The 14947-nt window shown below is 46.7% G+C and carries 11 protein-coding genes; 8 read left to right on the top strand and 3 right to left on the bottom strand.

Translation table 11 applies throughout. The features are described from left to right. Positions 1-53 precede the first annotated feature (53 nt). Positions 54-1484 (bottom strand): sodium:alanine symporter family protein, encoded by a 1431-nt coding sequence (locus HV243_RS21090; protein WP_053389001.1) that lies wholly within the window; start codon positions 1482-1484, stop codon positions 54-56. A 274-nt stretch (positions 1485-1758) separates the two neighbouring features. Between HV243_RS21090 and tal the strand changes: the two genes are divergently transcribed. From tal to HV243_RS21075, 3 genes are all read left to right on the top strand, one after another. Next, complete coding sequence (gene tal / locus HV243_RS21085; protein WP_016151631.1) at positions 1759-2712, top strand: transaldolase; 954 nt, start codon at positions 1759-1761, stop codon at positions 2710-2712. A gap of 110 nt (positions 2713-2822) precedes the next feature. Continuing rightward, the gene (mog, locus tag HV243_RS21080) at positions 2823-3410 is read left to right on the top strand and encodes a molybdopterin adenylyltransferase (protein WP_016155649.1); all 588 of its coding nucleotides are present in this window, start codon (positions 2823-2825) and stop codon (positions 3408-3410) included. Between the two features lie 124 nt (positions 3411-3534). Beyond that, complete coding sequence (locus tag HV243_RS21075) at positions 3535-4842, top strand: MFS transporter (protein ID WP_047358363.1); 1308 nt, start codon at positions 3535-3537, stop codon at positions 4840-4842. Positions 4843-4876: 34 nt separating this feature from the next. Here the strand turns inward: HV243_RS21075 and satP are convergent, their stop codons facing one another. Next, the gene (gene satP / locus HV243_RS21070) at positions 4877-5443 is read right to left on the bottom strand and encodes an acetate uptake transporter (protein ID WP_047358362.1); all 567 of its coding nucleotides are present in this window, start codon (positions 5441-5443) and stop codon (positions 4877-4879) included. Positions 5444-6054: 611 nt separating this feature from the next. Between satP and dnaK the strand changes: the two genes are divergently transcribed. From dnaK to HV243_RS21045, 5 genes are all read left to right on the top strand, one after another. Continuing rightward, a complete protein-coding gene (gene dnaK / locus HV243_RS21065) occupies positions 6055-7977 on the top strand; it encodes a molecular chaperone DnaK (RefSeq protein WP_016151634.1) in 1923 nt (640 codons plus the stop codon). A gap of 85 nt (positions 7978-8062) precedes the next feature. After that, positions 8063-9196 carry a molecular chaperone DnaJ gene (dnaJ, locus tag HV243_RS21060; protein WP_008786151.1) on the top strand — a complete coding sequence of 378 codons (1134 nt, stop codon included), beginning with the start codon at positions 8063-8065 and terminating at the stop codon, positions 9194-9196. A gap of 190 nt (positions 9197-9386) precedes the next feature. Continuing rightward, positions 9387-10340: a LysR family transcriptional regulator gene (locus HV243_RS21055; RefSeq protein ID WP_053389000.1), complete on the top strand. Its 954-nt coding sequence runs from the start codon at positions 9387-9389 to the stop codon at positions 10338-10340. Then, entirely contained in the window at positions 10331-10654 is a 324-nt protein-coding gene (locus tag HV243_RS21050; RefSeq protein WP_046275510.1) for a phage holin family protein, read from the top strand. Before HV243_RS21055 ends, HV243_RS21050 begins: the two co-directional genes overlap by 10 nt. A 901-nt stretch (positions 10655-11555) precedes the next feature. Beyond that, a complete protein-coding gene (locus HV243_RS21045; RefSeq protein WP_047414479.1) occupies positions 11556-13268 on the top strand; it encodes an aryl-sulfate sulfotransferase in 1713 nt (570 codons plus the stop codon). Positions 13269-13332: 64 nt separating this feature from the next. On the opposite strand, the gene HV243_RS21040 is transcribed toward HV243_RS21045, so the two are convergent. Next, positions 13333-14904: a bifunctional UDP-sugar hydrolase/5'-nucleotidase gene (locus HV243_RS21040; RefSeq protein ID WP_103928890.1), complete on the bottom strand. Its 1572-nt coding sequence runs from the start codon at positions 14902-14904 to the stop codon at positions 13333-13335. Positions 14905-14947 lie beyond the last annotated feature (43 nt).

Here is a 14947-nt window from a genome sequence, read left to right as displayed (position 1 = left end):
TGCGACTTTAGCAAAAAAAACGACAGAATTGATCGATGGTTGCGATTGCCGCGCTATCCGCGCGGCGGCTCATCCCAGCTTTCTGGCGCAAGTTGTTGTCTGATATCAGGATAACGGCGCGGATCGAATTCTGGGCGCACCCCGAGTTTGCGTTGGCGTAGATAGTCGCAGGCGATAGTCTGCACAACCGGTGAAAGCAGCAGAATCGCCGTCAGGTTAGTGATGGCCATACACGCCATAATGATGTCCGCCAACTGCCAGATCAGCGGAACGCTGACTAATGTTCCGCCAATAACGGTGCTAACGGTGGCGATCCGTAATAGCCAGATGACGAGGATATTGTCCAGCTTCAGGAAAACGAGGTTGTTTTCCGCATAGATGTAGTTGGCCACGATAGAGCTAAAGGCAAACAGAATCACAATTAACGCCACGAATCCGGCACCCCATTCTCCCGTCACTGAAACCATCGCTTTCTGGAGTAACTGGATGCCTTCCATCGGTACATAGCTGGCGTCATTACCCGCCAACAGAACAATCATCGCGCTGGCCGTACAGAGAATCAGCGTATCAACTAATACTCCGATCATTTGCACAATGCCTTGTGCCGCAGGATGCGGAGGCCAGGATGCTGCTGACGCGGCCGCGTTCGGAGTTGATCCCATTCCGGCCTCATTAGAAAACATACCGCGTTGAAAGCCGCTGGCAATGGCCTGGCTTAGTGTATACCCGGCGGCACCGGCTGCGGCTTCCTGCCAGCCAAAGGCACTTTTTATAATGGTCATGATAATGCCGGGGAGCTGTCCGAAATGCCACAGACAGATGACGATGCTGCAACCGACCCACAACAGCGCCATCATCGGAACGAACCATTGCATCAGGCGGGCAACGCCTTTAATGCCGCCAATGATTGCCAATAATGACACTATTGCCAGTGCGATACCGGTGAAGAGGGGAGGGATATCAAAAGCAAAGGTCAGCGCATGAGAGACCGAATTAGCCTGAACGCTGTTAAAAATCAGACCATAAGCAATGAGTAAAAAGATGGCAAAAAGAACGCCCATCCAGCGCATGCCCAGCCCACGCTCCATATACCACGCAGGACCGCCGCGAAACTGTCCCTTGCTGTCGCGCTCTTTATACAGTTGGGCAAGAGAGCTCTCGGCAAATGACGTCGCCATACCAATGATCGCCGAGACCCACATCCAGAACACGGCTCCCGCGCCGCCAGCGGCAATCGCCAACGCCACGCCCGCCAGATTTCCGCTACCGATACGTGCGGCAAGACTGGTGCATAAAGCCTGAAAGGAAGTTAAACCGCCCGGCTGCGGGCTGATGCTGTTTTTAAGACTTTTGCCAAACTGGCGAATATAGCGAAACTGAATAAACCCTGTACGCCAGGTGAACCAACATCCTGCGCCAAGCAGGAGGTAGATCATCACCGATCCCCAGAGTATTTCATTAATAAATGAGAAAAAATCAGGCATTAACATCCCTCTTGTTGATGCCGGTAAGCGCGAATATTCCCGTGTAAGCGCTACCAATAATCGACCAGTATATACCTTATAAGGTGATTGATTACGGGAGTTTATCATAACAATCGTTATATCCCTTAATTGCGCATCACAGGCTTGGCGATGCGTAATCAGGGCTGAGCGGCTGGTCGGACAATCCAGGCGGTTGCGCTGAGAGTGCGTCGTGCTATCATCAGGGAAGATCGGTTACATCCCCCTAACAAGCTGTTTAAAGAGAATCGCTATCATGACGGACAAATTGACCTCCCTTCGTCAGTTCACCACAGTAGTGGCCGACACCGGAGACATCGCGGCAATGAAGCTGTATCAGCCTCAGGATGCCACAACTAACCCTTCTCTCATTCTTAACGCAGCGCAGATCCCGGAATACCGCAAGCTGATTGATGACGCTGTAGCCTGGGCTAAGCAGCAGAGCAACGACCGTGCGCAGCAGGTCGTCGACGCGACCGACAAGCTGGCAGTAAATATCGGTCTGGAGATCCTGAAACTGGTCCCAGGTCGTATCTCCACTGAAGTTGACGCTCGTCTGTCCTACGACACCGACGCGTCCATCGCTAAAGCAAAACGCCTGATCAAAATGTACAACGATGCTGGCATCAGCAACGATCGCATCCTGATTAAACTGGCTTCAACCTGGCAGGGCATCCGTGCCGCTGAGCAGCTGGAAAAAGAAGGCATCAACTGTAACCTGACTCTGCTGTTCTCCTTCGCGCAGGCGCGTGCATGTGCAGAAGCTGGCGTATATCTGATTTCTCCGTTCGTTGGCCGTATTCTTGACTGGTACAAAGCCAATACCGACAAGAAAGAGTATGCACCGGCAGAAGATCCGGGTGTGGTTTCCGTAACGGAAATCTACGAGTACTACAAACAGCACGGTTACGAAACCGTAGTTATGGGTGCGAGCTTCCGTAACATCGGCGAAATCATTGAGCTGGCAGGCTGCGATCGTCTGACGATTGCTCCGGCACTGCTGAAAGAACTGGCGGAAAGCGAAGGTGCTATCGAACGTAAACTGTCTTTCTCCGGCGAAGTGAAAGCGCGCCCTGCACGCATCACCGAAGCTGAGTTCCTGTGGCAGCATAACCAGGATCCGATGGCTGTAGACAAACTGGCGGACGGTATCCGTAAGTTTGCTGTAGACCAGGGTAAACTGGAAAAAATGATCGGCGATCTGCTGTAATCATTAGTGCGTGGCCCTGATATGGGTCACGCTACCTCTTCTGAAACCTGTCTGTCCTTCCCTTCGCAGTGTATCATTCTGTTTAACGAGACTGTTTAAACGGAATAATCATGAATACTTTACGCATTGGCCTGGTTTCCATTTCTGACCGTGCTTCCAGCGGCGTTTACCAGGATAAAGGTATCCCGGCCCTTGAAGAGTGGCTGGCGTCTGCCCTTACCACCCCTTTTGAGCTGCAAACGCGATTGATCCCGGATGAACAGGCGATCATCGAACAGACCTTATGCGAGCTGGTAGACGAAATGAGTTGTCATCTGGTGCTGACTACCGGCGGAACGGGTCCGGCCCGTCGTGACGTAACGCCTGATGCGACACTTGCCGTAGCCGACCGTCAGATGCCGGGCTTTGGTGAACAGATGCGCCAGATAAGCCTGCACTTTGTGCCAACGGCGATTCTTTCCCGTCAGGTTGGCGTGATTCGCAAGCAGGCGTTGATCCTGAATCTGCCTGGGCAGCCAAAATCGATCAAAGAGACGCTGGAAGGCGTGAAAGATGCCGACGGTAAGGTTATCGTGCCGGGTATTTTTGCAAGTGTACCGTATTGTATACAGCTATTGGATGGGCCGTATGTGGAAACCGCACCGACTGTTGTAGCATCTTTTCGTCCTAAAAGCGCAATACGCGATACAAAAGCCTGAAAGTAGCCCGATCGTGACATAAGTGCCAATGACAGTGGAGTATTGAATTGTTTACGATATAGTAATTTTTGCTTTACATATATCAACAAACAGATTCAATTACTTCACTGACTCATGGTTTGCTATGTCACAACACACTCGACCGCTGAATCGCCAGGATTATAAAACCCTTACGCTTGCTGCCCTTGGTGGTGCGCTTGAGTTTTATGATTTCATTATCTTTGTCTTCTTTGCCGCTGTTGTTGGCGAGCTCTTCTTCCCCGCAGACATCCCTGAATGGCTACGTCAGGTGCAAACCTTCGGCATTTTTGCCGCCGGCTATCTGGCGCGTCCGCTGGGGGGCATCATCATGGCGCACTTTGGCGATCTGGTCGGACGCAAGAAAATGTTCACCCTGAGCATTTTACTGATGGCGATACCGACGCTGGCGATTGGTCTGTTGCCTACTTACGCCTCAATGGGGATCCTCGCGCCGCTGCTGTTACTGCTGATGCGTATTTTGCAAGGCGCTGCCATCGGCGGAGAAGTTCCGGGCGCGTGGGTGTTTGTGGCGGAGCATGTACCGGAGCGTCGCATCGGCATTGCCTGCGGAACGCTGACTGCCGGCCTGACGGTGGGAATTCTGCTGGGGTCGGTGGTTGCGACGCTGGTGAACACCAGCCTGACGCTGCAGGCGGTGCATGATTACGGCTGGCGTATTCCTTTCCTGCTGGGGGGCGTGTTTGGGCTGGTGGCGATGTACCTGCGTCGCTGGCTGCAGGAGACACCCATATTTCTCGAAATGCAGCAGCGTAAAGCGTTGGCGCAAGAGCTACCGGTGAAGTCAGTGGTGAGCAAACATAAAAAAGCGGTAGTTATTTCAATGCTGCTGACCTGGCTGCTATCGGCTGGGATTGTGGTGGTGATCCTGATGTCACCAGTCTGGTTGCAGAAGCAGTATGGCTTTGCGCCGGCGCTAACGTTACAAGCCAACAGTGTCGCTACCATTATGCTGTGCGTCGGTTGCCTGCTGGCTGGGTTTATTGTCGATCGGGTCGGCGCCAGCAAAACCTTTATTGTCGGCAGCCTGATGCTGGCCTGTTCAAGCTGGTTTTTCTATCACCTGACCGGCAGCCATCCCCAGCATTTGTTCCTGTTATACGGGCTGGTGGGGTTATGCGTTGGCGTGGTGGGTGCTGTGCCTTATGTGATGGTGCGGGCGTTTCCGGCGGAAGTCCGCTTTACCGGAATATCCTTTTCTTACAACGTGTCGTACGCCATTTTTGGTGGTCTGACGCCAATCGCCGTCACGATGTTAATGAGCGTGTCGCCAATGGCTCCGGCCTGGTATGTGCTGGCGTTATCGCTGGTAGGGCTAGGTTTGGGGATTTGGCTGCGACAGGATCTTTATCATCGCGATTCGAGCGTACAGGCAGAGTTACAGCGCTTGTAAGGAATATCCCCCCGTCAGGGGGGATAGCATCAGATTAGTGCGCTTCACCAATTGGCAGGATGGTACGGCCAAACTGTTCGTTCAGCACTTCACCCATCGCCAGGTAAATGGCGCTTGCGCCACACACTAAGCCTACCCAGCCAGCAACGTGAATGATCGCTTCGTTACCCGCAATGTTGCCCACGGCCAGCAGGGCGAACAGCACTGTCAGGCTCAGGAACACGAACTGCAGCATGCGCGCCGCTTTCAGCGTACCGAAGAACATGAACAGAGTGAACACGCCCCACAGACCGAGGTAAGCGCCCAGGAACTGACTATTGGTTGCATCCGCCAGGCCCATTTTCGGCATCAGCAGGATCGCAACCAGCGTCAGCCAGAACGAACCGTAGGAGGTAAAGGCGGTTAAACCGAAGGTGTTGCCTTTTTTATATTCCAGCAGTCCGGCAAAAATTTGCGCGATACCGCCGTAGAAAATGCCCATCGCCAGAATAATAACGTCCAGAGCGAAGAAACCCGCGTTGTGCAGGTTAAGCAGAATGGTGGTCATGCCAAAGCCCATCAGGCCCAGCGGTGCCGGATTAGCCAACTTAGTGTTGCCCATAATTCCTCAAAATCATCATTGATTGAATGGTGAAATAGTTTCCCCGAATAACGATCGCTGTCTTCGGGGCGCGGCATGATAATCAGGGGAGAGGGCACTGTCTATGATCTAACGAAGGGTAAATGAATTATTTTCCCTGTGATGGGCATCACGCTAGCCAGTTACGGCGGTGCTGCTCAGCAGAAGGCCCATAAGCAGGCTGGCGGAAAGGGTTAACACGGATTTCATGGAGTTTCTCTTTGACGGCTGCAAAAGTGTGTGACTTCAGACCATATTACCGTCGTCATAAAAACGATTCATGCTCGTAATCTTTTCTTTTTATTGCAATTTTCATGTGAATAGCTTTCCTGGTTTAATTGGTTGTATGAATTAATTCTGGTTGGCGACTATTCATTTTTCTCTCTTTTTGCCTTTTTTCTGCGAATTTATTGCCACAAGGCTAAAAAAATTTTTCATGCCCCCCTTGATGACGTGGGTTACGACCCCATCTTGTAGACAACCGCAGTGGTGAGTCTGAAAAAAAACGATTCAGGGTAGTTGAAACCGCACGTTTCGCCCTTATTACAGATTCACAACCACATGATGACCGAATTTTTAGTGGAGACGTTTAGATGGGTAAAATTATTGGTATCGACCTGGGTACTACCAACTCTTGTGTAGCGATTATGGATGGCACTACTGCACGTGTGCTGGAGAACGCCGAGGGCGATCGCACCACGCCTTCTATCATTGCTTATACCCAGGATGGTGAAACTCTGGTTGGTCAGCCGGCTAAACGTCAGGCAGTGACAAACCCGCAAAACACCCTGTTTGCGATTAAACGCCTGATTGGCCGCCGCTTCCAGGACGAAGAAGTGCAGCGTGATGAAGCCATCATGCCGTACAAAATCATCGGTGCTGACAACGGTGATGCATGGATTGATGTAAAAGGTCAGAAAATGGCACCGCCGCAGATTTCTGCTGAAGTGCTGAAAAAAATGAAGAAAACGGCTGAAGATTACCTGGGTGAACCGGTAACTGAAGCAGTTATCACCGTACCTGCATATTTTAACGATGCTCAGCGTCAGGCAACCAAAGACGCCGGCCGTATCGCAGGCCTGGAAGTAAAACGTATCATCAACGAACCAACCGCAGCTGCACTTGCTTACGGTCTGGATAAAGAAGTCGGCAACCGTACTATCGCGGTTTATGACTTGGGTGGTGGTACTTTCGATATCTCTATTATCGAAATCGATGAAGTTGACGGTGAAAAAACCTTCGAAGTTCTGGCAACCAACGGTGATACCCACCTGGGTGGTGAAGACTTCGATAGCCGTATGATCAACTACCTGGTTGACGAATTTAAGAAAGATCAGGGTATCGACCTGCGTAACGACCCGCTGGCGATGCAGCGTCTGAAAGAAGCCGCTGAGAAAGCGAAGATCGAACTGTCTTCCGCTCAGCAGACCGACGTGAACCTGCCGTACATCACTGCAGACGCGACTGGTCCGAAACACATGAACATCAAGGTGACCCGTGCGAAACTGGAAAGCCTGGTTGAAGACCTGGTTAACCGTTCTATCGAGCCGCTGAAAGTTGCTCTGCAGGATGCTGGTCTGTCTGTTTCCGACGTTCAGGACGTTATCCTGGTCGGTGGCCAGACTCGTATGCCGATGGTACAGAAGAAAGTTGCTGAGTTCTTCGGTAAAGAGCCGCGTAAAGACGTTAACCCGGACGAAGCTGTGGCAATCGGTGCTGCCGTTCAGGGTGGTGTATTGACCGGTGATGTGAAAGACGTGCTGCTGCTGGACGTTACCCCGCTGTCTCTGGGTATCGAGACCATGGGTGGCGTGATGACTGCACTGATCGCGAAAAACACCACTATCCCGACCAAGCACAGCCAGGTGTTCTCTACCGCTGAAGACAACCAGTCTGCGGTAACCATCCATGTGCTGCAGGGTGAACGTAAACGTGCCGCTGATAACAAAGATCTGGGTCAATTTAACCTGGATGGCATCAGCCCGGCTCCGCGCGGTATGCCGCAGATCGAAGTTACTTTTGACATCGATGCCGACGGTATCCTGCACGTTTCCGCGAAAGACAAAAATAGCGGTAAAGAGCAGAAGATCACCATCAAGGCTTCTTCTGGTCTGAACGAAGAAGAAATTCAGAAAATGGTTCGTGAAGCAGAAGCGAACGCAGAATCTGACCGTAAGTTTGAAGAGCTGGTTCAGACCCGTAACCAGGGTGACCATCTGCTGCACAGCACTCGCAAGCAGGTTGAAGAAGCTGGCGACAAACTGCCGGCTGATGACAAAACTGCCATCGAGTCTGCACTGACCGCGCTGGAAACTTCTCTGAAAGGTGAAGACAAAGCGGATATCGAAGCGAAAATGCAGGCGCTGGCACAGGTTTCCCAGAAACTGATGGAAATCGCTCAGCAGCAGCACGCACAGCAGCAGGCTGGCGCAGCAGGTGCTGATGCTTCTGCAAACAACGCGAAAGATGACGACGTTGTCGACGCTGAGTTTGAAGAAGTGAAAGACAAAAAATAATCGCCCTTTGAACGGGTAATTACTGGCACGGGCGAAGAGGTTTCCTCTCCGCCCGTGCACGCATGTTAGGGGCAGATAAAAAGAGATGGCTAAGCAAGACTATTACGAGATTTTAGGCGTTTCCAAATCAGCGGAAGAGCGTGAAATCAAAAAGGCCTACAAGCGCCTGGCCATGAAATATCACCCGGACCGCAACCAGGGTGATAAAGAGGCCGAAGCCAAGTTTAAAGAGATCAAAGAAGCGTACGAGATCCTCACCGATGCGCAAAAACGTGCGGCTTATGATCAGTACGGCCATGCAGCGTTTGAGCAAGGCGGTATGGGCGGCGGCGGCGGTTTTGGCGGCGGGGCCGACTTCAGCGATATCTTTGGTGACGTGTTTGGCGATATCTTTGGCGGCGGTCGCGGTCGTCAGCGCGCCTCACGTGGTGCTGATTTACGTTACAACATGGATCTCACTCTGGAAGAAGCCGTGCGTGGCGTCACCAAAGAGATCCGTATTCCGACGCTGGAAGAGTGTGATGTTTGCCACGGCAGCGGTGCGAAGGCGGGCACGCAACCCCAGACCTGTCCAACCTGTCACGGTTCTGGTCAGGTGCAGATGCGTCAGGGCTTTTTTGCCGTACAGCAGACCTGTCCACACTGTCAGGGCCGCGGTACGTTGATTAAAGACCCGTGCAACAAATGCCATGGTCATGGCCGCGTTGAGAAGAGCAAAACGCTGTCCGTTAAGATCCCGGCTGGGGTTGATACTGGCGACCGTATTCGTTTAGCGGGTGAAGGTGAAGCCGGTGAACATGGCGCGCCAGCAGGCGATTTGTACGTTCAGGTGCAGGTAAAACAGCACCCAATTTTCGAACGTGAAGGCAATAACCTGTACTGCGAAGTGCCGATTAACTTTGCGATGGCAGCGCTGGGCGGCGAGATTGAAGTGCCGACGCTGGATGGTCGCGTGAAGTTAAAAATCCCGGGCGAAACGCAGACCGGCAAACTGTTCCGCATGCGTGGTAAAGGCGTTAAGTCAGTACGCGGCGGCGCACAGGGCGATCTGCTGTGCCGTGTGGTGGTTGAAACCCCGGTAGGCCTCAACGACAAGCAGAAGCAGTTGCTGAAAGATCTGCAGGACAGCTTTGGCGGCCCGACCGGCGAGCAAAACAGTCCGCGCTCTAAAAGCTTCTTCGACGGTGTGAAGAAATTTTTTGACGATTTGACGCGCTAATTTACAGCTGTCTTATTAATTAAAAGGCCTTGGATTGAAGAATCCTGGGCTTTTTATTTTTGTATCGAATACAAAAATAATTAGTTAGATATCAAGAATAAATCTTCAGGAAAAATGATGAGAAATGATTTTTTAAAATAAAGATTTTCTTCTATTTTTTGCTCAGTTAATAGAAGAAAAGGTGAGTGAAATGCTTGTGCGCGAAAATGATTTTGACTTCAATTTAATTAAGATATTTAATGCCGTTGTGGAATCCGGAAACGCTTCTCGAGCTTCCGAGAGATTATCCATAACACCAGCTGCAGTTTCTCAGGCGTTAAGTCGATTACAGAATATTTATTCATTTAAACTCTTTGAACGAACCCGAAAAGGGTTGACGCCTACGAAAAAAGGATTGGAACTCCATAAGGCCTATAGCCATGTTGTGAATGTAATCAACGCTACATATTCACTTTCAAAGATTAACTACGATCCTCCAGCAATAACTTTATTAGGGAGTGATATTGTAGAAAATTATTATCTCCATCATTTTATTAGGAATGATGAGTTAATTGAAAAGTATGAAATAAATCATTATGCAGTAAATAAAAATAGCGAAGATACTTTGGCTGAAATGTTACTTTCTGGAGTGGGTGATATTTTAATTAATCTTTCACCACCAAAAAACTTTGATATTGAAGTTCATCTTATTGACGTTTTTAGGCAATATGTTTGTATTTGTGGCAACGACAATCCACTATCAATCTTAGAACAAATCACACTACACCATTTTTATACTTTTTCACATGCGGTATATCAATCTGATATGTTCTCTCCTGAAGTAATGGTTTATACCAATAGCGTTGATCATAGAACAGAACGTAAAATAGGTTATCGCAGCGATTCTATGTTAGGGGTAGTCAATATAGTAGAAACAACAAATATGATCTGCATTGTACCTCTTGAGTTGGCTTCATTTTTTAAATATACCAGAGGGTATGATATTAAAATATTATCACTGCCTGATGAAATATTTTTTAAAACAATCCCTGTTTATGCTTCTTTATATAAAAAAAGCAAATATTATGTTGTGCTTAGAGAGTGGATAGTGATACTGCAATCTAAATATTCATCTATAAATGATCGGGATAATTTATGTCAGTGATAATAAGTTCAGAACCTGCCTTAAAGTATATTATAGAGCTAGAGACTATTCTTGCGATTATTATCGTGAGTGCTTGGGGGGGAGTCGTTAGCTATCTCATGAGAGAAGCCCGAGGACGAAAGAAAAAAAATATAGCAGGATGTTTAAAACAAGTCATTATTTCATGTTTTACAGGTTTTTTACTCTCTGGCATTGCTCTTGATAAAGGTGCTGGTATAAATATGATACTCATATTGTCAGGGCTGGGAGGGGTTTTTGCTGGGCCCGTACTGAAAATGTTGAAAGATAAACTGGCACAGGTTTTTGCTAAGTGAGCTGTATTGCCCGTCCATGGGCATTACCATACTTAAAGCAAGTAAAATCTTAGTGTGATATATAGAATTATTGTAATAAATAAAATCATTGCATAATAATACAGAAACGGTTTCTGCAGGAAATGATGTTTGCTATTTAAGCATTTTATTTCTATGTTTTCATTAATCTGTACTCCTTGACGTGGAATTGTAATGAACAAATTGTCAATGCCAAAAATTCTCAGGTCTTTTCTGACCAGATAGAGTAGTTGAGTCAGATTAGCATCACTTATAAATGTACTCCTGTCCTCCCATAATGCTTCCGCAATATGATTTTTCCTTATCACCAGTTCTTGCGCATGAGTTAGGATGAAATTTAAACATTTAGAACGCATATGAGTAAGTTTTATAGTTCGCTTCCCATCTTTACTTTTTAATTCATGGCTGGCGTTATCATACATACAACTATTTTTAATAATGTAAATGGTCATTTATATACCATGGTTAGTTTAATGTGTTCAGAAATATTAAATACAAATTTTCTGTTATTCAATACATATGCATACCTGTTGCATGTAAAAACGATACGTGTCACATAAGTTATGATATTTTTAGTTTGTATTAATTTTAAATTAAATAGGAGTTATTTATTTAATTGGCCATTAGGGGGGTAGGGAGGCATTATTGAGTTTTTTGACATAGGCTGAATGGCAATTTATAGACTTTTATTTGGGGATATATGGCATAGCATATTAATAGATGGTTTTATAGTCACATAAATTTTTTGTTTCTTCATAAAGATGTTTTTTTAGATTATTTTATTACTAGTTATTTGTACGAATACTACGGTTCTGTTTATCTTACCAGCTATCGGATTATATAGCCGATTGGAAATGAAAACTTTTTGTGAAAGGATAGAGATATGCAAATTAATAAATTACAAATTAGTCAACCAGAACCTCGTATGCCAGTTAACCAGAAAATTGATGTTGATAACGCAACGGTGCTTTCGCATAATGCAATCTATCAAACACTCCTCTCTGCAGTGGTGGAAACTAATGATTATGATAATGCCATAGTTACGTTAGATCCTTATAGTACGGCACCTTTAAGCCTATATCTGGGTATTTGGGGGAAATTGAATGAAGATATCAAAATTAATGTGCAGGATAGCAAGGGGATAACGGTAGCTGTATCCTGGACCTACAGCATGCAGACCGGTGCAAACCTGATTCCAGTTTCGGGTCTGGTTGCCGGGGAGGATAATGTCGTTACCTTAATCTCAGGTGCGCAGATTGTTGGGCAATACACGGTAACCCCATCAGCATTGCCGCCATCGGATTCTGCTGATATCAGTCTTGGCTTCCCTGTCATCACTGTGACAAAGTCAGTTGACGATTCCTCATTAGTTGCAGATGGCCTTTATTTTTCAACATATTTTGATCGCTATAATCTTGCCTTTGATCAAAATGGCATCGTTCGTTGGTATGTCTCTCAGGCAATTCCTTCTTATAACTTTGTCCGAACAGACAGCGGGCATTTCCTGGCTACGTCACAAGGAATTAATCACTGCCTGGATATGTACGAATTTGACGTAATGGGCAGAGTATATGCAGTCTATCTCCTTGATAATGAGTTTCATCACTCTATTCTGCCATTAGAGAACAATCTGGCTATTGCCCCCTCGGAATATACTAATGGACGTCCAGATGATTACTCAACAGGTAAAGATGGTGTTTCCATTATCGATCTCACTTCAGGGCTTGAGGTTGCTTATTATGACATGTTAAAAGTGATGGACTATTCTCGTTCGCCACGTCCATCAGGAAGTGCACCGGGTCAATCGGCTACGATGGATGACTGGCTGCATATCAACCAGAGCTATATTAATACAACCAATAATGTGCTGGTTTCATCAGGGCGTCACCAAAGTGCCATCTTCGGTGTTGATGTCGACTCGGGCCAACTGCGTTTTATTATGGCTGATCATGAAGACTGGGCCTCCGACTTTGAGGAATACTTGCTGACACCAGTCGATGAGTCAGGTAATCCGCTGTTTGATTTTTCTACTCAAGATGGAATTGATTTAGCGAACAGTAATTTCTGGACATGGGGGCAGCATAATATCGTAGAGATTCCAAATGCTGAGATCGGTATTCTGGAGTTTTTAGTTTTTGACAATGGAAATTATCGTTCTCGAGACGATGCCAGGAGCTTGTTGCCAAAGGATAACTTTAGCCGGGTAGTTCAGTTTAGAATAGATCTAAACACGATGACGGTAACACGCTCGTATGAATATGGGAAAGACGAGGTTGGTAGCAGGGGCTACAGCAGCTTCGTAAGTGCCAAGCATTTATTGAGCAATGGTAATCTGGTCATCCATTTTGGTGCAAGCACCATGGATGAAAATGGTCGTCCTCTATCTGCCCAACCGGGATACAGTGATATTGTGGATCCGCAAGATGGAAGTCAGGCGCTGGGGATGTTGGTATTACAAGAGATCAATAAGCAGACGAAACAGCTTCTTTTTGAGGCGACGGTAACGTCAGGTTATTATAAAAATGCTGAAGTAAATGGTGATGATTATCGTTATGATATTTCTGCTTTCAGAGTTTATAAACTGCCATTATTTTGATAAGTAAAAATGAATGCGGCCATGATTGTGGCCGCATTATGTATTAAATGATCTTACTAAAAAATCATTTGCTAATATCGTCAACACGCATTGTGTGATCAGGAACAATGTTCTTCACATGCTCCATGTAATCGATTATTGCCTGAGCGGTTTGTAATCCCTTAATGTATTTAACATTTTTACTATTGGTGAAACTAAATCCACCACCGCCTTTCCCGATAAAAGAATCCAGAGCAATAGTATAAAATTGACTGTCTTCTACCGGTTTTCCTTTAATATTAAACGAAACAATACGCTGCCCCAACGGTTTTGTGCTGTCGTATTTAAACTGTACCGTTTTTGACGCGTGTAGCGTCCCATTTTTCAAATCTGCGGCATGAGACATAATTGACCTGAGATCTTTACCGCTGATCTCCACACTCATTACATCATTAGTGAATGGATACATGCTCAATACATCACCATATGTAATGTTGCCTTTGGGTAATTCGGAACGAATACCGCCAGCATTATAGAATGAGGCATCGGCGTAAGGTACCTTATACATCAAAGCATCAGTAATTAAATTACCTGTAGTAGCAGATTCACCATAAGAACGGGTCAAAATCTCAGGTGAGTAGGCGACGACTCTGTCGGTAATTTTCTTAACTTTATTGTTCCACTCATCGATTTTTGCCTGTGTTTGCGGATCAGGCTTATAGGTATCTGCGTACATCGTGATTAGCTTACCATTGTAGCTATCCACTTTTTTGGTTTCAGGGTTCCAGTCGAGGACTAACTTGCCTAACTCAATCGTGTAGGCATTAGTTGAAACCACCAACGTATCGCCGACTTTAATGGGTTCTGGAGTACCTTTATGGGCATGGCCGGTGATCAGTACGTTCAACCCGTAGCCTTCAAGCGTTTTAGCCATTTCAACGTCAGCTTTCAGCGCACGGGCAACGTCTTCATCACCACCGCTGGATTGACGACCCGGTACACCTTCATGCGCGAGCAGTACTGTCAGGTCAACTTTCCCTTTCAATTCTTCCAGTTGTTTCTTCACATACGGTACGGGATCCTGGCAGTCAACACCTTCACGGACGCCTGCGGCAATTGCTTCATAAAATGCCGAAACGCCGTGCATCCCAATAACACCAATTTTCAAACCATTTTTTTCGACGATGGTATAAGGTGTTTTAATTAATGGTTTATCACTATTGCTGTAAAACACGTTGTTGAGCAGTACCGGAAATTTAAGTTTACTCAGTTGTGTGACTAGATTTTCATGTCCATGGTCAAACTCATGATTTCCTACCGAAACGGCATCATAGGGCATGGTATTCAAAATATCGATAATGGCTTCACCTTTGGTTAAGGTGCTGATATAAGGGCCAGTAAAATAGTCACCTGCATCAAAGAAAAAAACATCTTTATCTTTTTCTTTGGCATCCTTAACTATTTTAGAGATAGGAGCAAATCCTCCTACCTCACGTGTCTTCGACACAGAAGGAATAATCCCTGGTGTAACGTGAGCATGCAAATCATTTGTGTAGTAAATGGTAATGTCTCTGGCATCTGCAGTAAAGGTTATAGCAGATGATAAACCAATACATAAAGACAAGAGGGACAGCGAGAATTTATTCTTCACATTCATATTCATATTCCATTTATTCGATATATTGACAATTACACCTCAC

This window comes from Citrobacter sp. RHBSTW-00599 (assembly GCF_013784065.1).
GTDB lineage: Bacteria > Pseudomonadota > Gammaproteobacteria > Enterobacterales > Enterobacteriaceae > Citrobacter > Citrobacter braakii.
This window is presented reverse-complemented; position numbering and strand designations above follow the sequence as displayed.